The following is a 19,782-nucleotide window of genomic DNA, read 5'->3' as shown; positions in this document are numbered from 1 at the left end:
CCGTGTTCAGCGTGACCGTTCGGGATCACATGATGATCGCCCACAGTTTCCGGGGCGACGTGTTCGGCCCGGCCCAACGTCTGCACGGGGCGACGTTCGTGGTGGACGCGACGTTCCGCCGGCCCGACCTGGACGCCGACGGGATCGTCGTCGACATCGGCCTGGCCACCGAGCAGTTGCGGGCCGTGCTGGGCGACCTGACCTACCGCAACCTGGACGACGAGCCGGCCTTCGCCGGGGTGAACACCACCACCGAGGTGCTGGCCCGCACGATCGCGGACCGGTTGGTCGAGCGCGTGCACGCGGGCGACCTGGGCGCGGGGGCGCGGGACCTCACCGGCATCGCCGTCACCCTGCACGAGTCGCACATCGCCTGGGCCAGCTACGAGCGGTCGCTGTGATCGACGCCGGCCGGGCGGCGCCCGCCGACGGGTCGGCCACGACCGGCCGTTCGGTGCACGTCGTCCTGCCCGGCGACATCGACGACCCGGCCGCTCCCAGCGGTGGCAACACCTACGACCGGCGGGTCTGCGCCGGGCTCGGTGCGCATGGCTGGTCGGTGCGCGAGCACCCGGTGCCCGGCGCGTGGCCGGACCCGGACCCGGTCGACCGGACGAAGCTGGCCGACACCCTCGCCGCCCTGCCCGACGACGCCGTGGTGCTGCTCGACGGCCTGATCGCCTCGACCGTGCCGGACCTGCTCGCCCCGCACGCCCGCCGGCTGCGCCTGGTCGTCCTCGTCCACCTGCCCCTCGACGACGAGGCGGAGGCCCGGGCGCTGGCCACCGCCCGGGCCGTCGTGACCACCAGCGAGTGGACCCGTCGCCACCTGGTGGCCCGCCACCGGACCCTCGCCGACCGGGTCCGGGCCGCGCCTCCCGGGGTGCGACCGGCGCCGTCGGCACCCGGCTCGGTCACCGGCAAACGGTTGCTCTGCGTCGCGGCGGTCACCCACCACAAGGGGTACGACGTGCTTGTCGACGCGCTGTCCACAGTGGTCGGTCTGCCCTGGACGATGGTGTGCGCGGGCACGCTCAACCGGGAGCCGGACCTGGTGCGACGGCTGCGCGAGCGGCTCACCGGCGCGGGCCTCACCGAGCGGGTGCGATTCGCCGGCCCGCTGACCGGTGCGGCGCTGGACGCCGCGTACGCCGACGCCGACCTGCTGGTGCTGCCGTCGAGGGGGGAGACGTACGGCATGGTCGTCACCGAGGCGCTGGCCCGCGGCCTGCCGGTGCTGACCACCGAGGTCGGCGGGCTGCCGGAGGCGCTCGGGCACGCGCCCGACGGGGACCGACCAGGCCTGCTGGTCGCGGCGGACGACCCGGCCGCACTGGCCGAGGCGCTGATCCGCTGGCTGACCGACGACGCGCTGCGGGCCCGGCTGCGCCGGGCCGCCCTGGCCCGGCGCGACACCCTGACCGACTGGCCGGTGACCACCGCGTTGCTGGCCGCCGCGCTGGAGGAGGTGGCGGGATGACCGTCGAGGAGACCCTGCCGTTCGCCGACTGGCTGCGGCTGCGTGAGCCGGCAGACGCGGCGGCGCGTGCCGAGGACCTGCTGGACGCCGTTCGCCCCCGGCTGGCCGGCACCACTCCGACGGTGATCCACGACCTGGGCAGCGGCACCGGGTCGATGAGCCGTTGGGTGGCCGCCCGCCTGCCCGGTCCGCAGCACTGGGTGCTGCACGACCGGGACGCCGACCTGCTGGCCCGCGCCGCCGAGGGCATGACCGGGGTGACCGCCGCCGACGGCGCAGCGGTCACCGTGAGCACCCGCTGCGGCGACCTCACCCGGCTCGACGCCGCCGACCTGGCCGACGCTTCCCTGGTCACCGCGTCCGCGCTGCTGGACATGTTCACCGCCGAGGAGGTCGAACGGGTGGTGGCCGCCTGTGCCGGCCGGCCCACCCTCTTCGCCGTCTCGGTGACCGGCCGGGTCCTGCTCACCCCGGCCGACCCGCTGGACGCGGCGGTCGAGGCCGCGTTCAACGAGCACCAGCGGCGCACGGTCGACGGGCGCCGACTGCTCGGCCCGGACGCCGTGGCCGCCACCGCCGCCGCCTTCGCCCGGCACGGTGTCGACGTGCGGCAACGTCCCAGCCCGTGGCGGCTCGGCCCGGAGCAGGCCGACCTGGCCGCCGAATGGCTGCGCGGTTGGCTGGGCGCGGCGTGCGAGCAGCGCCCCGAGCTGGCCGGTCCGGCCCAGGCGTACGCCCGTCGCCGGCTGGACGAGGCGGCGGCCGGACGGCTCACCGTGCTGGTCGAGCACAGTGACCTCCTCGCCGGCGGATGAACCGTTCACGCCCTGGGTACGTGCACTAGGGCAAGTGGACGATCTTCAAAAGGGAGGGCCGACGCCGATGTTCTGGGCCTGGGCACGAGTGGTCGGCGGGGTGGGTCTGCTCGCCGTCCTGTTGTGGCAGGTGGGCTGCGGCCCGTTCCTCGCCGGAGTGCGGCTGATCGACGCGCCCGCGTTGGCCGCGGCGCTGGCCATCGGGGTGCTCACCACGGTCTGCGCGGCCTGGCGGTGGAGCCTGGTCGCCGGTGGCCTGGGCGTACGCCTGCCCCTGGCGACCGCGGTGGCGCACTGCTACCGCGCGGTGTTCCTCAACGCCACCCTGCCCGGCGGGATGCTCGGCGACGTGCACCGGGCGGTACGCCACGGCCGTGACGCCGGTGACGTCAGCCGAGGCATCCGGGCGGTGGTGTGGGAACGTACCGCCGGGCAGGTGGTCCTGGTCGGAGTCGCGCTGGTGGTGCTCGCGGCCTTCCCGTCGCCGGTGCGGCCGTACCTGCCGCTCGCCGCCGCGTTGCTGGTCGGGGGTGGGCTGGTCGCCGTGCTGGTGGCCCGGGCCGTGCCGAACGCCGGCCCCTCGCGCTGGGCGCGGGCGCTGCGTACCGCCGTGTCGGACGTGCGCTCCGGTCTGCTGGCCCGGCGCACCTGGCTCGGCGTGTTGGTCGCCTCCGCGGTGATGGTCGCGGGTCACCTGGCCACCTTCCTGGTGGCGGCACGGACCGCCGGGTCGGACGCCCCACTGTCGCGGCTGCTGCCGTTGACGCTGCTGGCCCTGCTCGCCATGGGCCTGCCGCTGAACGTCGCGGGCTTCGGGCCCCGTGAGGGGGTGGCCGCTTGGGTGTTCGGCGCGGCCGGGCTCAGCGCGGCCGAGGGTGTCGCGACCGCCACTGTCTACGGCGCGCTGGTGTTGGTCGCCAGCCTGCCCGGAGCCGCCGTGCTGCTGGCACGGCGGACCCGGAATCCGGCCCCCATCCCGGAAGCCGCCTGCGGTGGCGGGTGTTGAGTGGGTGGTGAGACGTACGCGTCGCCGTGTGTCGGTGACGCCGGACAGAGGAGTCCCATGCCCGAAGCATTGCCGGTCGCCACGATCCGCACACAGGTCACGGTGCCGCTGACGTTTCCCAACGGCTACTCCACGACCGTGCGGGTGTTCACGTTCAAGGGCCTGGTGGACGGTCGGGAACACCTGGCCCTCGGCCTGGGCGACTGGGCGGGCGCACTGGACCGGCTCGCCGCCGGGGGAGAACCCCCGCTGGTCCGCCCGCACAGCGAGTGCCTGACCGGCGACGTGTTCGGCAGCCAACGCTGCGACTGCGGGCCGCAGTTGCACGAGGCGGTGCAGCGGATCGCCGAGACCGGCGGTTTCCTGCTCTACCTGCGGCAGGAGGGCCGGGGCATCGGCCTGTACGCCAAACTCGACGCGTACGCGTTGCAGGACGCCGGTCTGGACACCTACCAGGCCAACGTCGCGTTGGGCCGGGGTGAGGACGAGCGGGACTACACGGTCGCCGCGCAGATGCTGACCACGCTGGGCGTGCCGCGGATCCGACTGCTCAGCAGCAACCCCGACAAGGCGGAGCAGTTGACGCGGTTGGGCGTGGACGTCGCCGAACGGGTGCCCACCAGCGTGTTCCTGTCCCCGGCCAACGCCAGCTACCTGGCGGCGAAGGCGGCCAAGGCGGCGGAGACCGAGGCAGCGGAAGCGCTCACGACGCGCACCGCCGACCGGCCCGCCTCCCGATGAGCGGCCGGTCGGAGTCCACGCGGCCGTACGTGCTGCTCAGTTGCGCCGCGTCGATCGACGGGTACATCGACGACGCCTCCGACCAACGGTTGCTGCTCTCCAACGAGGACGACCTGGACCGGGTCGACGCGGTCCGGGCCAGCTGCGACGCGATTCTGGTCGGGGCCGGCACCGTCCGCCGCGACAACCCTCGGCTGCTGGTGCGCTCGGCGAGCCGGTGCGCCGAACGGGTGGCGGCTGGCCGACCCGAGTCGCCCGCCAAGGTCACGTTGACCGCCCAGGGTGACCTCGACCCGACCGCCCGCTTCTTCACCGCCGGTGAGTCGACCCGACTCGTCTACTGCGCCACCGGCGCGCTGGAGAAGACCCGGGAACGCCTCGGCCGCCTGGCCACCGTGGTCGACGCGGGGGAGCCGGTCGACCCCGGATGGGTGCTGACCGACCTGGCCGTGCGGGGCGTACGGCGGCTGATGGTGGAGGGCGGCGGGACGGTGCACGCCCAGTTCCTCGCCGCCGGTCTCGCCGACGAGCTGCACCTGGTGGTCGCCCCGTTCTTCGTCGGCGACGGGCGGGCGCCCCGGTTCGTCGGCGAGGGGCGCTTCCCCTGGCACCCCGGCCGTCGCGCCCGGCTGGCCGAGGCCCGCCAGATCGGCGACGTGGTCCTGCTCCGCTACGCCCTCTCCGAGCGCTTCACCGACGTCCCGCCGCCGCCGGCTGCTCATGAGGCAGGCGGGTCTCCGCACAGCGGCTGAATATCTGCTCGACCCGGGGCTCGCGCAGCGACAGAATCGCCGGGTGTCCGCACCGACGGTTACTCTGCTGCGTTGGCAGTTCGACCTGACCTGGTCGCTGTTCGAGTACCACCTCGAACGACTCGCGCCCGAAGACTTCCTCTGGGAGCCGGCCGCGCACTGTTGGTCGGTGCGGCCTGGCGCTGACGGCACCTGGACCCCGGACTGGGCCGACACCGAGCCCGACCCGATTCCGGTTCCGACGATCGGCTGGCTGACCTGGCACCTCGGCTGGTGGTGGACCGTCACCATCGATCATCTTCGGGGCCAGTCACCGCCCGAGCGCGCGGACGTCGCATGGCCCGGCGCGGGCGAGCCGACCATCGTGTGGCTACGGACGATGCGTACCGAGTGGTTGGTTCTCCTCGACCGTCTCACGGACGCCGACCTCGCCAAGGTCGCCACGTTCCCGTGGCAGAACGAGACCGACCACACGGTCACGCACACGATCGGCTGGGTCAACGCCGAGTTGATGAAGAACGTCGCGGAGATCGGCCAGCTCCGGCTGATGCGCGCGGCACAGCCAAGATCTAGCTCCAATGCCGCTTGAGCCCTGACTCGAGACGGGGCTGCGGGCGCAGCGAAGGGCGCTGCCATTCGCATCCGCCCTCACGGAGGTGACCGACGGTCAGCGCCGGCAGGCTACGGGCGGACCAGGACTCCATCGTGCTGAGGGAGATCTGGGCGGGCACTCTGGTGATCACCGCCGACAATCTGGTCGCCATTCGCGCTGGTCAGTGGCCGGGTGGTCGTACTGACAGGTCGTGGTGGAAGACGTTGCGCGGGTCCCAGCGGGCCTTGACCTGTTGCAGCCGGGGGTGGTTGGCGCCGAAGTAGACGTCCGCCCAGGGCCGGCTCGCGCCGACGAGGTCGACGTCGGGGTAGTTGATGTAGGCGCCGCCCGGAGGGACGCCGCCGGTGTCGGCGTACATCTCGCGGTAGAACTCGCGGATCCAGGCCAGGTGCCGGGGGTCGGCCGCCGGGTCAGCCCAGCCCGCGAGGTAGAACAGCAGCATCGACGCGTCCCGGTGCACGCTGGCGGTGGCGGTCGGTGACACGGCGTTCGTCGCTCCGCCGTAGGTGTTCAGGCTCAGCGAGCCGGCCGGCAGGTCACCGTCGCGGGTGAGATGCCGGTAGGCGACGTGCAACTGCCGCTCGGTCAGCGGCGCGCGATGGTAGGCGGACTTGACCTTCAGCCGCCATCCTTTGCCGTCGTCGCTCTCGCCGCCGAGTGTGGCGGCCAGCCAGGGCCGCGTCTCCGACGTGACGGTGGGGGTGACGCCGACACCGTCACCGAGCGCCGCGACGAGTTCGTCGAAGAGGTGTCGGCTGCCCTGTGGCACCTGCCCGGTGAGGGTGTGGCCGCCGGCCTGCGGACGGAAGAGGATCAGCTCGCCGTACAGGTGCCTGCCCCGGGAGTCGGGTGCGCTGTGGCGGGCACACCAGCGGCCGAAGTTGCCGGCGAGTCGGCGGAAACCCTGCTCGTCCATGCCGGCCCACGGCCAGGTGACGGTGAAGTCGAGCAGCTGTGCGGGTGGCGTGGGCAGCGAGCGGAACCAGTACCGGGTGACGACCCCGAAGGTGCCACCGCCCCCGCCGGTGTGCGCCCACCACAGGTCGCGGTGCGGGTCGGTCGGCTCCCGGGTGGCGACCACGGCGCGGGCGGTGCCGGCGCGGTCCACCACGACCACCTCGACCGCGTACAGGTGGTCGACCACAAGTCCGTGCAGGCGGGAGAGACGACCGTAGCCGCCACCGGCGATGTGGCCGCCGACGCCCACTCCCGGGCACGATCCGCTCGGGATGGTCACCCCCCAACCGAGAAAGAGCCGGCGGTACGCCTCGCCGAGCGTGGCGCCCGCCTCGACAGCGAAGCCGTACCGGCGCGGGTCGTGGTACACACCGGTCAGGCCCGACAGGTCGATCACCATCCGGACGGCCGGGTCGTCCACGAATCCCTCGAAGCAGTGCCCGCCACCGCGTACCGCCACCCGCCGGCCGGTGCGGACCGCGTCCTGCACGGCCGAGACGACCTGGTCGGTCGCGCCGACCACGCGCACCTCGTCCGGTGTGCCCACGAACCGTCGGTTGCCCCGGCGGACGAGGTCCGCGTACCGGGGGTCGTCCGGCAGCACCCGGACCGGGCCGAGTGGGGGCGTGCAGCCCGCCGGTGGCGGGGAGGCGGAGGCCGGGGACGGACAGAGGACGGCGGCGGAGGCGACTGCGCCGGCCCGGAGCAGATCCCTGCGGCTGGGCGGTTTCATGCCGTCGATCCTGTCGTCGTCGGCGGACCGGGTGCAGTACTTTCGTCACACGACGTGCCGTGACGAAATGGGGGCGGCCGTGTTGACCGTCCGGTGTGTCGAGTGCGGGGCCGACCTGCCCACCGGCTCTGGTCGGGGTCGTCCCCGCCGCTACTGCTCTCGGCGCTGCCAGGCCCGCGCGTACCGCAGGCGCCGCGAGCACGGCCCGGCCACGGTGCCACGCCACATCCCCGACCTGCCCGCGCCCACCGGCGGCGACCCCCGCGACCGGCTGGTCGGCCTCGCGGTCGAACTGGCGGACGCCGGCGGCCTGGACGCTGTCTCCATGCGGGCGCTCGCCCAACGCGCCGCCATGCCCGCCCACGCCGTGTACCGGCACGTCCGCAACCGGGCCGAACTCCTCGGCGCGATGGCCGAGCGGATCACCGCCACCAGCACGCCTCGCGCCGCGCCACTGCCGCGAGAACCACGCCAGCAACTCGAACGGTTGGCCGGGGACGAGTGGGCGATGTACCGCCGCCACCCCTGGCTGCTGGCCGTCCTCGCGACCGACCGGCCACCGATCGGGCCGGCCGTCCTCGCCATGGTCGACCGTGTCGTGGCAGCGTTCACCAGCGCCGGATTCGACCCCGCCGAGGCGTTCCGCGCCTACCTGGTGCTCAGCGGCTACATCCAGGGCATGGCCCTGCTCATCCGACGGGATCGCGCCGACACCACCTACCCGGCCTGGTCGTCGGCGACCCGCAGCCGGTTGGAACGGACCGGCCGCACCCGGACACGACCCTGGCTCGCCGCGGCCGGGCGGACCAGCCCCGACACCGACCTCGACACCTGGTTCCGGTTCGGTCTGGGCGGTCTGCTCGACGGCCTGCTGACGGACCCGGCTCGATATGGTGGCGGGCGTGCCCAGACTGGTGAAGATCACTGAACACAACGTGGAAGCCGCGTGCCGGCTGAGCGTACGACCCGACCAGGAGAAGTACTCGTCCCCGGTCGCCTGGTCCCTCGCCGAGGCGTACGCACAGCCTGAGATCGCCTGGCCACGTCTGATCGTGGAGGGTGAGGAGATCGTCGGCTTCCTGATGGGCTTCTTCGACATCGAGTGGGACCGACCGGACGACAGGCGCTCGGGCCTGTGGCGGTTGAACATCGCCGCCGAGCAGCAGGGCCGGGGGTACGGCCGCTTCGCGGTGGACGCCGTCCGTGCGGAGGCTCGCAGCCGAGGGCACGACCGCGTCTACACGACCTGGGAATCGGGGGAGGACGGCCCGGAGGGGTTCTACCTCACGCTCGGGTTCCGCCCGACCGGGGAGACCAGCGGAGGTCAGATCGTCGCCGCCCGATCCGCCCACTGAGCGGGAATCGCCGGCTTCCCTGACCGAGTGATCAGCGGGGCGGCGGGGCCTGCGTACGATGCGGGGTCGAAATTCCCCTCGTCGCGGCGGAGGTAACGGGCAGATGGCAGGCCAGCACGAGGGTTTCGCCCTCGGTGTCGACCTTGGCACGTCCAACACGGTCGCGGTGCTGCGCTGGCCGGATGGGCGGACCCGTCCGTTGCTGATGGACGGTCAACCGCTCAGCCCTTCCGCCGTGTACGCCGACCCGGACGGCACCCTGTACACCGGTTGGGACGCCCGACGGTTGGCGCAGACCGACCCGGCCCGGTTCGAGGCCAACCCGAAGCGTCGGGTGGACGAGCCGACCGTGCTGCTCGGCGACCGCTCGTACCCGCCGGCCGACCTGCTCGCCGCGGTGTTGGCGGCGGTCGGTCGGGCGGCGGTCGGTGCGGTCGGCTTCCTGCCCCCGGCCGTGCTCACCTGCCCGGCCGCCTGGGACGCGACGCGACGGCAGGTGCTCGCCGACGCGTTGCTGCTGGCGGGCTGGCCGCAGGTGGCCGAGCACACCCTCGCCGGGCCGACGCCGCCGGGCACCCGGTTGCTGCGGGAGCCGGTGGCCGCCGCCCGCTATTACACGCAGGTGTTGCAGAGGCCGGTGCCGGTGGGCGGCGCGATCGCGGTGTTCGACTTCGGTGGCGGGACACTCGACGTCGCGGTGCTGCGCAACGAGGGCGCCGACCCGTGGGGCGACTCCGGCTTCAGCGTGGTCGCCGACGGTGGCCTGCCCGACCTGGGCGGCCTGGATCTCGACGCCGCGTTGGTGCGGCGGGTCGGTGAGATTGTCGGTGAGCGGCACGCCGCGCAGTGGGCGAGGCTGGTGCGACCGGCGGACCCGGCGCAGCGCCGCGACCAGGTGCGGCTCTGGGACGAGGTACGGGGCGCGAAGGAGACGCTGTCCCGGTCCACTGTCGCCCCGGTGGCGGTGCCGGGGGTGGCCGAGACGGTCCAGCTGACCCGGGCCGACGTCGAACGGGTGGCCACGCCGTTGCTGCGCCGGGCGGTCGAGCGTGCCCGGGAGGTGATCGCCGAGGCCGGTCTGCGCCCCGATCAGCTCGCCGGGTTGTTCCTCGTCGGCGGCTCGTCCCGGATCCCGCTGGTGGCCCGGATGCTGCACGCCGAGCTGGGGGTCGCCCCGACGGTGCTGGACCAGCCTGAGTTGCCGGTGGCCGAGGGTGCGTTGACCGACCTGCCACTGCGGAAGCCGCTGCCCGTCCCGGCCTACGCGGGACCGCCGCTCGCGCCGAGCCCGGTGGGGCTGCCCGCGCCGAGCCCGGTGGGGCTGCCCGCGCCGAGCCCGGTGGGGCTGCCCGCGCCGAGCCCGGTGGGGCTGCCCGCGCCGAGCCCGGTGGGGCTGCCCGCGCCGGCCGTACCGTCGCCGCCCTGGCCGGGGTCGACCCCGCCGGCGGGCCCTCCGCCCGGGCCGGACCGGGCCGGCGTCACCGTGCCCTCGGCGGGCGGCGCGACCCGCTGGCGTCGGGCGCGCTGGGTGGTCCTCGGGGCGGTGTTGGCCCTGGTCGGGGTGGGCGCCGCGGCGACGCTCTACCTGACCCGTGACCGCTATCCCGATCTGGAGTTCAGGTCGCTGCACGAGCTGTCCCGTCCGCCGGCCGGTGCCGAGCGGCCGGACGGTATGTGGACGGCGATCCTCGGTGACCGGGCCTACCTGGGGTTCCCGCTGCCGGACGACCGGCTGGAGGTGGTGGCCGTCGACGCGGCCACCGGTGACGAGGTGTGGCGCGAGCAGACCGACGCCCGGGCCGACGACTGGGAGGCGATCATCGCCGTACCGGGAGGCGTCGCCGTGCTCGCCGATGCCCCGGGCGACAGCACCCTCCGCCCGCTGGCCGTGCTCGACGCTCGTAACGGCGCGCAGCGGTGGCAGCGCGCGGTCCGTGGTGACGACGACGTCTTCTTCGCCGACGACACGGCGGTGCTCGTGGACCGGAACGCCGCCCAACTCGTCGGTCTACGGCTGGGCGACGGCACGCAGAAGTGGACCGAGGTCAACCCCAGCGACCAGTACGGCGGCAGCCGTACCGTGGTCCGACCGGTGGGCAGCGCCGGGGCGGCGGGCGGGCCGGCCTTCCTCGACGGCACGCCCCGCGATCCGTGGACGGGCACGGGGCGACGACTCGTCCAGGTCGGCGCGGACCGGTCGGTGCGGCTGGTCGACATGGCATCCGGCCGTGTGCTGCGCCGGTGGGGGAGCGTCGCCGACCTCGACGACCTGGTCGTCGCCGACGAGGACCGCCTGTACGTGGCCGCCAACGAGGGTGGTTACCAGTTACTGGCGTACGACCTGGGTTCCGACGCGGAGCCGGTGGTGCTGCACCGGGCCGGCGACGACGACTACCGCCCGAAGGAGCTGGTGGCCTGCGGCGAGCGGCGGGCCTGCCTGTTGCAGGTGCCGAACAACGACGCCGAGCGCACCGAGGTGGTGGCGGCGGCCGAGGGGGAACCCACGATCCGCTGGCCGGCGCCGGGCGCGACCCGCCTGGTCGCGCTGGGCGAGCAGGTGCTCGCCCAGCGGGATTACCCGGAGCCGGCCGTCACGCTCTTCGACGCCGCCGGCAAGGCGGTGCTGCGGGACCGGGGCGGTGTGGGGGTACGACTGGACGCGGGCAACCTGCTGGTGTTCGCCAAGGCACCCAGCACGGTCACGGACAACCGCGTGCTGGCCGGCGTGTGGGCCGAGTCCGGCGAGCCCGACGAGTTGGGCGAACTGAAGGACGTCCGGAGCGCGTCCTGCTCGTGGGGCACCCACGTCATCGCCTGCGGCGCGGAGAAGGACTTCGTCCTGTACCGCTTCGCCGACGACTGATGTGGGCGGTCGAGGAGCCGACTCGTACGATGCTCGGGTGAATCTTCGGGGTACGGTCCGCGCCGATCGTCCGCTGGTGGTGCTCGCCGTCGGGGAGGAGGCCCGCTACCTGCCGCCCGACCTGCCGGTCCTGCTCACCGGAATGGGCAAGGTGAACGCGGCCAGTGCGGTGGCCGCGGTGCTGGCCGCCGGGCCACGCCCCTCCCTGCTGCTCAACCTGGGTACGGCCGGGGCGCTGCGCCCCGGGTGGGTCGGCATCCACGAGGTGGCCACCGTGCTCCAGCACGACCTGGACACCGAGTTGCTGCGTTCGCTCACCGGCGAGACCTACGGGGCACCGCTGGCGCTGACCACCGAGGGTGCGGTGCTGGCCACCGGTGACACGTTCGTGGCCGACGACGCGGCGCGGGACCGGTTGGCGCGGCGTGCCGACCTGGTCGACATGGAGGGGTACGCGGTGGCCTGGGCCGCCGCGCGGGCCGGTGTGCCGTGCCGGCTGGTCAAGCAGGTCAGCGACGAGGCGGGGGAGGGCGCGGCCCGGACCTGGCGGGAGTCGGTGGACGCGTGTGCCCGGGACCTCGCCGAGTGGGCCGGTCGACACCTCGCCTGAGGGTCAGCCGTCGTCGCTCTGCTTCGTCTCCAGCCCCGGCCTGGTCTCCCGGTCGCCGCCCGGGACGAAGATGTGACCGGCCAGTGCGAGCGCCGTGGTCGCGGTGACGAGCAGCGGCGGCCAGCCGCCGGCCCACGGCAGTACCAGCAGCGGCAGGAGCAGCCAGGCCACTCGCCGCCACGGTACGACGGCGGAAACCAGCAGGGTGAACAGGACGCGGCCGAGCACGAACAGCGTCGGGCCGCCGATGATCAGCACGAGCAGCCGCGCCGGCGTCGTTCCGGTTGGGTGGTTGACGACCCTCTCGAACGAGGCCGCCGTGGCGACCACGCCGGCCACCAGCACCAGGTGGGTGTACGGAGCCAAACGCGCCGGTCGGCCCGTGTTGGACCCGGCCGCCAGCACCAACTCGCCGGCCCGGAAGGCGTAGATCTGCCAGAGGAGCAGCATGGTGGCGAACGCGCAGAGCAGGGCGGTGATCCGGAGCGAGTCGAGTCCGCCACGGCTGACCTGCAGGGTCGGCAGCAGGAGAATGTCGCCGAGGGCCAGGATGACGAACTGCTGGTACCTCTCGCCCAGGTGCCCGGTGATGCGCTTGTACTGCGCGATGGGCACCTGACCCAACCGGGGCGTCGGGTAGCGGGCCGCCGAGGCGACCAGGTCGATCGTGATGGCGATGGTCCAGAGCCCCCAGTTCGGGCTGTCTACCAGAGCGCCGGCGACCCAGAAGACGCTGGACACCGTGAACCAGAAGAGGAACCGGGTGGCCCGCTCCCGGGCCGTCCGGTGCCGCTGCCGGTGCAGGGCGGCGACCAGGATGACGCAGCGAATCAGGTGCGTGCCGACGTACGAGATCACGAAGAGCAACAGGTGCCCGATGGTGACCATCGGCAGTGCTACCGCCATCCCCACCGAACCGACCATGGCGATCATCAGGATGGCCTGGATCGGGCGTCGCTGCGGGTCGTAGAACTCGGTCGTGGTCGCGGTGAGCGACCAGGTCCACCAGATGGCTGTCAGCATCAGCAGCACCTTGGCGGTGCCGGACCAGGTGTGCTCCTCGGTCAGCAGTGTCGACGTCAGTGCGAGGGCGGCCACGAAGACCACGTCGAAGAGCAACTCCAGCAGTGTTGCCCGGGTCGACCCCTCCAGCCGGCGTACCAGCGCCGCATTCCCTTCGGTGGTCATGCCGGGCCTCCCGCCGTGTCTCCCGAGGAATTATCGGCGGCCCCGGCGCGGCCCGTCCCCGGATCGGCGAATCCCGCCGGTCGGGGAAGAGGGCGGCCGGAGGTTGCCACGGCGTCGGGCGCCGGGCGATGCTTGACTGCATCCATAAATCTCGATCTATTCGGAGGTTCGGATGCGCCGCTCCCCGCTGGTCGCCCTCGTCCTGACCGTCCTCCTGCTCGTCGCGCCCGGCGCGGCGCAGGCCGCCGTACCCGACCAGGCCACCGCCGACCCGGCGGCCGTACTGGCCCAGGTGCGCACCGCGGGCACCGCCTGGGGCCTCGACCCGGCCAGCGGCCGGATGACCCTCACCGTCGACGACACTGTGGCCCCCGCCGAGCTGACGGCACTGCGGGCGGTGGCCGACCGGGCCGGAGCGGTGCTGCGCCGCGAGCCCGGAACGCTGCGCCCCCTGATCGCGGCCGGGCAGGGCATCTACGGTGGCGCCACGCGCTGCTCACTCGGTGCGAACGTGCGCAGCGGCAGCACCTACTACGTGATCACCGCCGGTCACTGCACCAGCACCGCCAGCACCTGGTACGCCGACAGCGCCCAGACCACAGTGCTCGGCACCCGGACCGCCACCAGCTACCCGACCAACGACTACGGCCTGATCCGCTACACGGGCCGGATCGCCCACCCGAGCGCGGTCTACACCTATCCCGGTCTGCTGACCATCTACGGTGCCGGCAACGCGTACATCGGTCAGGCGGTGTGTCGCAGCGGTGTCACCACCGGGGTGCGTTGCGGCACGGTCACCGGCCTCAACCAGACCGTCAACTACTCCACCGGCGTGATCTACGGGCTGATCCGCACCAACATCTGCGCCGAGCCGGGTGACAGCGGCGGACCGCTCTACGTGGTCTCCACCGGCCGGATCCTCGGCATCCTCTCCGGCGGCACCGGCAACTGCACCGCCGGTGGCACCACCTACTACCAGCCGATCTCGGAGGTGTTGGCCGCGTACGGGCTGACGTTGCCCTGAGCGCAGAGGTGTGACGTACGACGGGTTGCCCGTCCCGTGCGGGACACCTAGGCTCGGCGACGCCCAGCACCCCCCGCCGCGAGGATGTGTGCCCGATGCCGACCGCCCCCCGACCTGACCAGCCGAGTGTCCCGGCGGGCCGTCCGCCGGTCGAGGTGGCCGCGGTGGGGGAGACGATGGTGGTGCTCTGCCCCGCGCCGGGTGAGCCGCTGGAGCGCGCCGAGCGGGTCGCCGTCTCGGTCGGCGGGGCCGAGTCCAACGTGGCCGGTTACCTGGCCCGACTGGGGCACCAGGCCGCCTGGGTGAGCCGCGTCGGCGACGACCCCTTCGGTCGGGCCGTGGTCCGGCACGTCGCCGCCGCCGGTGTCCGGGTGGACCAGGTGGTCGTGGACCCGACCGCACCCACCGGCCTGTACCTCAAGGACCCGGGCCCGGAGGGGACCGCCGTGCACTACTACCGGGCCGGGTCGGCGGCCTCCCGGATGGACCTGGGCACGCTGGCCGACCCGGGGCTGACCGGTGCCCGAGTGCTGCACCTGTCCGGGATCACCCCGGCGCTCTCCGCCTCCTGCCGGGCGCTTGTCGAACACGCGGTGACCGCCCGCCCGCTGGCGGGGTCGCTGGTCAGCTTCGACGTCAACCACCGGGCCCGGCTGTGGCCCGCCGAGCAGGCCGCGCCGGTGTTGCGTGACCTCGCCGACCGGTGCGACCTGGTCTTCGTCGGTCAGGACGAGGCGGAGACGCTGTGGGGCACCGCCGACCCGACGGCCGTACGCCGGCTGTTGCCCACCCCGGCGACGGTGGTGGTCAAGGACGGCGCGGTGGGTGCCACCGAGTTGCGCCGCGACGTCGAGCCGGTCTTCGTGCCCGCTCCCCGGGTGACCGTGGTCGAGCCGGTCGGCGCGGGAGACGCGTTCGCCGCCGGCTACCTGGCCGGGTTGCTGCGCGACCTCGACCCGGTGCGGCGGCTGCGCCTCGGTCACCTGATGGCGGCGCAGGCGTTGACCAGCAGCGGCGACAACGCCCCGGTCCCGCCGTGGGCCTGGTTCGAGGATCTGCTCGACGCCCCCGCCGAGGCCTGGTCGCCGCTCGACCTGACCGGCGCGTCAGCGCGGGTCTGAGTCGTCGGGTTCCGGCTGGACCACCAGGCAACCGTTTCACCGCGATCTCGGATGGAGTGCACCATGACCACAGCGGATTTCGACCACATCTTCGGCGGCGCCCGGGTGATGGCCATCCTGCGCGGCCTGCCGGTCGCCGAGACCGTCCGGCTCGCCGAGCGCGCCTGGGACCTCGGCATCGACGTGGTGGAGGTTCCGGTGGCCACCGCCGACGCGGTGCCGGCGCTACGCGCCGCCGTGGAGGCGGGCGCCGCGCGTGGCCGCATCGTCGGTGCCGGCACCGTGCTCGACGTCGCGCAGGTCGTCGCCTCGGCCGAAGCGGGTGCCGCGTTCACCGTCGCGCCCGGTCTGGACCTGGCGATCGCCGACGCCGCCGCCGCGCGGGGTCTGCCGCACCTGCCCGGCGTGGCCACCCCCACCGAGGCCCAGCAGGCGTTGCGGCACGGCCTCACCTGGCTCAAGGCGTTCCCCGCGATCTCCCTCGGCCCGGCCTGGTTCAAGGCCGTCGCCGGCCCGCTGCCGCAGTTGCGCTTCGTCGCGACCGGCGGCCTGGACGCCGGCAACGCCGGCGCGTTCCTGCAAGCAGGTGTACGCGTGGTGGCCGTCGGATCGGCCCTCTCCGACCCGAGCCAGCTGGACCGGCTCGCCGAGCTGGCGACTGCGGGGGCATCCGCGAGGTGAACCAGCGATGGCGGGTTTGTGCCATGGCGTAAACGCGTCGGGCTGCGGTGGGGGACGAGAGGCGGGCGTGGCATCGATGCTGTGCTGCGTACCACTTCTCGACACAAAGAGGTCATCTTGGCTCTGTCTCACCGGCGCCGCCGAACCGGGCTGATCGCCCTCGGCGCCGCCCTCACCCTGGCGGCCGGGTTCACCCCACCCGCCGCGGGGGCGTCCGCCGCCCCGCCCACCAGCCCTGATCGCCCGACCGGGATTCCGCCCGCCGCCGCCGGACGCGCGTCGACCGTCACCCTGATCACCGGTGACACGGTCACGGTCACCACCGGCGCGGACGGCAGCACCGTCTCGACCGTGCGCCGGCCGGACGGCAGCACGCCGAGTTTCCACCGCACCGTGCTCGACGGCGACACCTACGTCTACCCGGACACGGCGCTGTCCTACGTCACGAGCGGCGTGCTGGACCGGCAACTGTTCAACGTCACCGAGCTCATCGCCGACGGGTACGACGACGCGCACACCGATGCGCTACCGCTGATCGTCACGATGACCGACGCGGCGGCCCGCGCCCGCACCCGCCCCACCGTGGACGGCGCCAAGCTGGTCCGACCGTTGGACAGCGTGCAGGGCGCGGCGCTGACCCGCGAGCGCTCCACCGCCGACCGGTTCTGGACCGCGCTGACCGCCGGTTCGAACCGGCGTACGGGCGACGCCCCGGTCCTGGCCAACGGAATCGCCAAGGTGTGGCTGGACGGCCGGGTGCACGCGGACCTGGCCGAGTCCACCGCGCAGATCGGCGCGCCGAAGCTGTGGGCCGAGGGCAACACCGCCGCCGGTGTCGACGTCGCGGTGCTCGACTCCGGTGCGGACGCCGAACACCCGGACCTCGCCGGCCAGATCGCCGAGTCCAGCAGCTTCGTGCCCGAGGAGCCCGACATCCTCGACTACAAGGGCCACGGCACGCACGTCGCCTCGACGATCGCCGGCACCGGCGCGGCCTCCGGCGGTGTCGAGAAGGGCGTCGCCCCTGGCGCCCGACTGCACATCGGCAAGGTGCTCAACAGCGAGGGCAGCGGGCAGGACTCCTGGATCATCGCCGGCATGGAGTGGGCCGCCCGCGAGCAGAAGGCCCGGGTGGTCAGCATGAGCCTCGGTGGTGAGGCCACCGACGGCAGCGACCCGATGAGCCAGGCCGTCGACCGGCTCAGCGCCGAGACCGGCGCGCTCTTCGTGATCGCGGCCGGCAACAGTGGCCCGGCCACCATCGGCAGCCCCGGCGCCGCCGACTCGGCGCTCACCGTGGGCGCCGTCGACTCCACCGACCACCTGGCCGACTTCTCCAGCCAGGGCCCGCGCGCGGGCGACGGCGGGCTCAAGCCCGAGATCACCGCCCCGGGCGTGGACATCCTGGCGGCCCGATCCCACTTCGTGCGGGGCGGCTCCGGCGACTACACGCTGATGAGCGGCACGTCGATGGCCACCCCGCACGTGGCCGGCACCGCCGCGCTGGTCGCCGCCGCGCACCCCGACTGGACCGGTCAGCGGATCAAGGAAGCGCTGGTCAGCACGGTCAAGGCCACTCCCGGGTACACCCCGTACCAGGCGGGTGCCGGCCGGGTGGACGCGGTCGCTGCCGCGCACGCCACGGTCTTCGCCACCCCGAGCGCCTACTCCGGCTTCCAGGCATGGCCGCAGCAGCCGGGCATGACCGTGGACCGGAAGGTCACCTACACCAACGTCGGCAGCGCGCCGGTCACCCTGAAGCTGGCTGTCGACGCGGCCACCGCACCGGCTGGCCTCTTCGCCCTCTCCGCCGACACGGTCACCGTGCCCGCGGGCGGCACCGCCGCCGTGACGGTGACCGCAGCGTACGACAAGCTGCCGGTGGAGAAGCAGGTCAGCGGCATGATCGTCGCCACCGACGACACCGGTGCGGTCCGTGGCCGCACCCTGATCGGGGCGGGCAAGGAGGGCCAGCGGCAGAACCTGACGCTGGTCGCGAAGGACCGCGACGGCAAGCCCCTCGTCGGCAAGGTCATCCTTACCGCCGACACTCTGTTCACCGCCGTGGACCTTCCCGAGAGCGGCACCGCCACCCTGCGACTGCCGGTGGCCACCTGGTCCGGCTGGATCTCCGCCGACGTGCGCGGCGTGAACGGCCCGCGCTCCAAGGGCATGGCGATGCTCAGCTTCACCGACGTCACCCTGGACCGGGACCGCACCGTCACCCTGGACGCGCGCGCCGCCCGACAGGTGCGGGCCATCGTGCCGCAGGAGGCCACCGCCAGCGCGCTGCGGATGGACATCCACAGGTCCACGAAGAACGGTCTCACCGAGAGTCAGGTGCTGCCCGACGACTCGTACGACAGCATGTGGGCGTTGCCGACGGGCCGTAAGGTCACCGACGGCGAGTTCGAGTTCGGTGCCCGGTGGCGGTTGGAACAGCCGGCGTTGACCGTCTCGGCCGGCGGTCGCTCGTACGACGATCTGCTGGTGAAGCGTGCGACCCCGGCGATGCCGGCCGGTCGTCGCCAGCTGGACGCGGTCTACGTCGCCGACACGTCGGCGGCCGGGCTGGCGAAACGACCGGTCCGGGACCGGGCGGTGGTGGTCCGGCGCAGTGACACCGTGGACATCGCCACCCAGGCGCAGGCCGCCGCGGCGGCCGGAGCCAAGCTGCTGCTGGTGGTCAACGACGGCGTCGGGCGGCTCCAGCCGTGGGACGAGTTCGCGTGGAGCCCGGAGAGCCCCGCCCCGGTGACCGTCGCCACCCTCACCGCCGACGAGGGCGACCAGCTCATCGCCGCCCTGGAGCGCGGCGCGGTGCGGCTGACCGTCGAGTCGCACCCGGAGACCAGCTACCTGTACGACGTGGCGCACCACTGGACCGGCGCGGTGCCGGCCGACCCCACCTACCGGCCCACCAAGCGGGACCTGGCCCGGGTCGACGTGGAGTTCCGCAACTACCGGCAGGGCAAGGCGCTGGAGTTCCGCACCGACATCTGGCGCGGCTGGGCGTCGAGCAACCAGGAGCCCGCCCCGGCGCAGGGCCGGCGGACCGACTGGGTGAGCGCCGACCAGCGGTGGATCGACGACGCGTTCATCGCCGGCGAGACCGGTCAGCACATGTCGGGGGTGACCACCTACCCGGCCGCCAAGCCGAGCAGCGTCACCTGGTTCGGGCCGATCCAGCGACCCCGGATGGGTGGAAACTACGTGCCGGTCCGGTACCTGGACACCGTCTACCTGCCCGCGCCCGGCTGGGGCGACGGTGGTGGCCACATCGGTGAGGCGTACGCCAACTTCGACATGGTCAACCGGACCACCCTCTACCAGGGGGACAAGGAGCTGGACTGGGGCAACGCCGAGTACCTCCAGGTGTCCGCTCTGCCTGCCCAGCGACTGCCGTACCGGCTGGTGGTGGAGAACGACCGGGCCGCCTGGACCAACCCGTACTCCCGGCAGACCCGCACCGAGTGGGGCTTCAGCTCGGCGGCCACGGGCGAGGAGTCGGCGGAGGTGCTGCCGATGATCCAGCTGGACTACCAGGTGGACATCGACCGCAACGGCACCGCGTCGCGACGGGCGCCGCTGACCGTGGTCGCGTCGCACCTGCCCGACGTCTCGGGCACCGTCGGTGCGGTGACCGTCGAGGTGTCCTACGACGACGGGGCGACCTGGACGAAGCAGCGCCTGACCCGGCACGGCGACGGTTGGCGTACCGCGTTGGCCGCGCCGGCGAAGGCCACCTTCGTCAGCCTGCGGACCACCGCGCGGGACGCTGCCGGCAACACCGTGAACCAGAGCATCACGCGGGCGTTCGGCCTTCGCTGACGCCACAGGCGG

At 73.4% G+C, this 19,782-nt stretch carries 17 protein-coding genes; 15 read left to right on the top strand and 2 right to left on the bottom strand.

The window, feature by feature from the left end; translation table 11 throughout:
• The first annotated feature begins 2 nt into the window (after positions 1–2).
• The 7 genes from ABGB10_RS00270 (at position 3) to ABGB10_RS00240 (ending at position 5,383) form a co-directional block, all read left to right on the top strand.
• Positions 3–401: a 6-carboxytetrahydropterin synthase gene (locus ABGB10_RS00270; protein ID WP_347658759.1), complete on the top strand. Its 399-nt coding sequence runs from the start codon at positions 3–5 to the stop codon at positions 399–401.
• A complete protein-coding gene (locus ABGB10_RS00265) occupies positions 401–1,480 on the top strand; it encodes a glycosyltransferase family 4 protein (protein WP_347659221.1) in 1,080 nt (359 codons plus the stop codon). Before ABGB10_RS00270 ends, ABGB10_RS00265 begins: the two co-directional genes overlap by 1 nt.
• Positions 1,477–2,295 (top strand): class I SAM-dependent methyltransferase, encoded by an 819-nt coding sequence (locus ABGB10_RS00260; protein WP_347658758.1) that lies wholly within the window; start codon positions 1,477–1,479, stop codon positions 2,293–2,295. The genes ABGB10_RS00265 and ABGB10_RS00260 overlap by 4 nt, the downstream gene beginning before the upstream one ends.
• A gap of 67 nt (positions 2,296–2,362) precedes the next feature.
• A complete protein-coding gene (locus tag ABGB10_RS00255) occupies positions 2,363–3,301 on the top strand; it encodes a lysylphosphatidylglycerol synthase transmembrane domain-containing protein (RefSeq protein WP_347659220.1) in 939 nt (312 codons plus the stop codon).
• A gap of 57 nt (positions 3,302–3,358) precedes the next feature.
• Positions 3,359–4,042 carry a GTP cyclohydrolase II gene (gene ribA / locus ABGB10_RS00250; protein ID WP_347658757.1) on the top strand — a complete coding sequence of 228 codons (684 nt, stop codon included), beginning with the start codon at positions 3,359–3,361 and terminating at the stop codon, positions 4,040–4,042.
• Entirely contained in the window at positions 4,039–4,794 is a 756-nt protein-coding gene (locus tag ABGB10_RS00245; RefSeq protein WP_347658756.1) for a dihydrofolate reductase family protein, read from the top strand. The genes ribA and ABGB10_RS00245 overlap by 4 nt, the downstream gene beginning before the upstream one ends.
• 43 nt (positions 4,795–4,837) lie before the next feature.
• Positions 4,838–5,383 carry a DinB family protein gene (locus ABGB10_RS00240; protein ID WP_347658755.1) on the top strand — a complete coding sequence of 182 codons (546 nt, stop codon included), beginning with the start codon at positions 4,838–4,840 and terminating at the stop codon, positions 5,381–5,383.
• Between the two features lie 184 nt (positions 5,384–5,567).
• Here the strand turns inward: ABGB10_RS00240 and ABGB10_RS00235 are convergent, their stop codons facing one another.
• On the bottom strand, positions 5,568–7,097 hold the full coding sequence (locus ABGB10_RS00235; RefSeq protein WP_347658754.1) for an FAD-binding protein: 1,530 nt from the start codon (positions 7,095–7,097) through the stop codon (positions 5,568–5,570).
• A gap of 67 nt (positions 7,098–7,164) precedes the next feature.
• Here ABGB10_RS00235 and ABGB10_RS00230 point away from each other — a divergent pair, with 67 nt between their 5' ends.
• The 4 genes from ABGB10_RS00230 to ABGB10_RS00215 all read left to right on the top strand — a co-directional run bounded on the left by ABGB10_RS00230 (position 7,165) and on the right by ABGB10_RS00215 (position 11,925).
• Positions 7,165–8,025: a TetR/AcrR family transcriptional regulator C-terminal domain-containing protein gene (locus ABGB10_RS00230; RefSeq protein WP_347658753.1), complete on the top strand. Its 861-nt coding sequence runs from the start codon at positions 7,165–7,167 to the stop codon at positions 8,023–8,025.
• On the top strand, positions 8,000–8,452 hold the full coding sequence (locus ABGB10_RS00225; RefSeq protein WP_347658752.1) for a GNAT family N-acetyltransferase: 453 nt from the start codon (positions 8,000–8,002) through the stop codon (positions 8,450–8,452). The genes ABGB10_RS00230 and ABGB10_RS00225 overlap by 26 nt, the downstream gene beginning before the upstream one ends.
• A gap of 103 nt (positions 8,453–8,555) precedes the next feature.
• Positions 8,556–11,315, top strand: coding sequence for an Hsp70 family protein (locus ABGB10_RS00220; RefSeq protein WP_347658751.1), 2,760 nt, complete (start codon positions 8,556–8,558; stop codon positions 11,313–11,315).
• A 37-nt stretch (positions 11,316–11,352) separates the two neighbouring features.
• The gene (locus ABGB10_RS00215) at positions 11,353–11,925 is read left to right on the top strand and encodes a nucleosidase (RefSeq protein ID WP_347658750.1); all 573 of its coding nucleotides are present in this window, start codon (positions 11,353–11,355) and stop codon (positions 11,923–11,925) included.
• A 3-nt stretch (positions 11,926–11,928) separates the two neighbouring features.
• Here the strand turns inward: ABGB10_RS00215 and ABGB10_RS00210 are convergent, their stop codons facing one another.
• On the bottom strand, positions 11,929–13,113 hold the full coding sequence (locus ABGB10_RS00210) for a low temperature requirement protein A (protein ID WP_347658749.1): 1,185 nt from the start codon (positions 13,111–13,113) through the stop codon (positions 11,929–11,931).
• Between the two features lie 172 nt (positions 13,114–13,285).
• On the opposite strand from ABGB10_RS00210, the gene ABGB10_RS00205 reads away from it, so the two are divergent.
• From ABGB10_RS00205 to ABGB10_RS00190, 4 genes are all read left to right on the top strand, one after another.
• On the top strand, positions 13,286–14,137 hold the full coding sequence (locus ABGB10_RS00205) for a S1 family peptidase (protein WP_347658748.1): 852 nt from the start codon (positions 13,286–13,288) through the stop codon (positions 14,135–14,137).
• A gap of 95 nt (positions 14,138–14,232) precedes the next feature.
• Complete coding sequence (locus ABGB10_RS00200; RefSeq protein ID WP_347658747.1) at positions 14,233–15,258, top strand: sugar kinase; 1,026 nt, start codon at positions 14,233–14,235, stop codon at positions 15,256–15,258.
• Positions 15,259–15,321: 63 nt separating this feature from the next.
• Positions 15,322–15,939 (top strand): bifunctional 4-hydroxy-2-oxoglutarate aldolase/2-dehydro-3-deoxy-phosphogluconate aldolase, encoded by a 618-nt coding sequence (locus tag ABGB10_RS00195; RefSeq protein ID WP_347658746.1) that lies wholly within the window; start codon positions 15,322–15,324, stop codon positions 15,937–15,939.
• Between the two features lie 117 nt (positions 15,940–16,056).
• Complete coding sequence (locus ABGB10_RS00190; protein ID WP_347658745.1) at positions 16,057–19,770, top strand: S8 family serine peptidase; 3,714 nt, start codon at positions 16,057–16,059, stop codon at positions 19,768–19,770.
• Positions 19,771–19,782 lie beyond the last annotated feature (12 nt).

It is taken from the genome of Micromonospora sp. B9E7, assembly GCF_039871815.1.
Taxonomy (GTDB): domain Bacteria; phylum Actinomycetota; class Actinomycetes; order Mycobacteriales; family Micromonosporaceae; genus Micromonospora.
The sequence above is the reverse complement of the archived record's forward strand: the minus strand, read 5'-3'. Positions and strand labels throughout refer to the sequence as shown.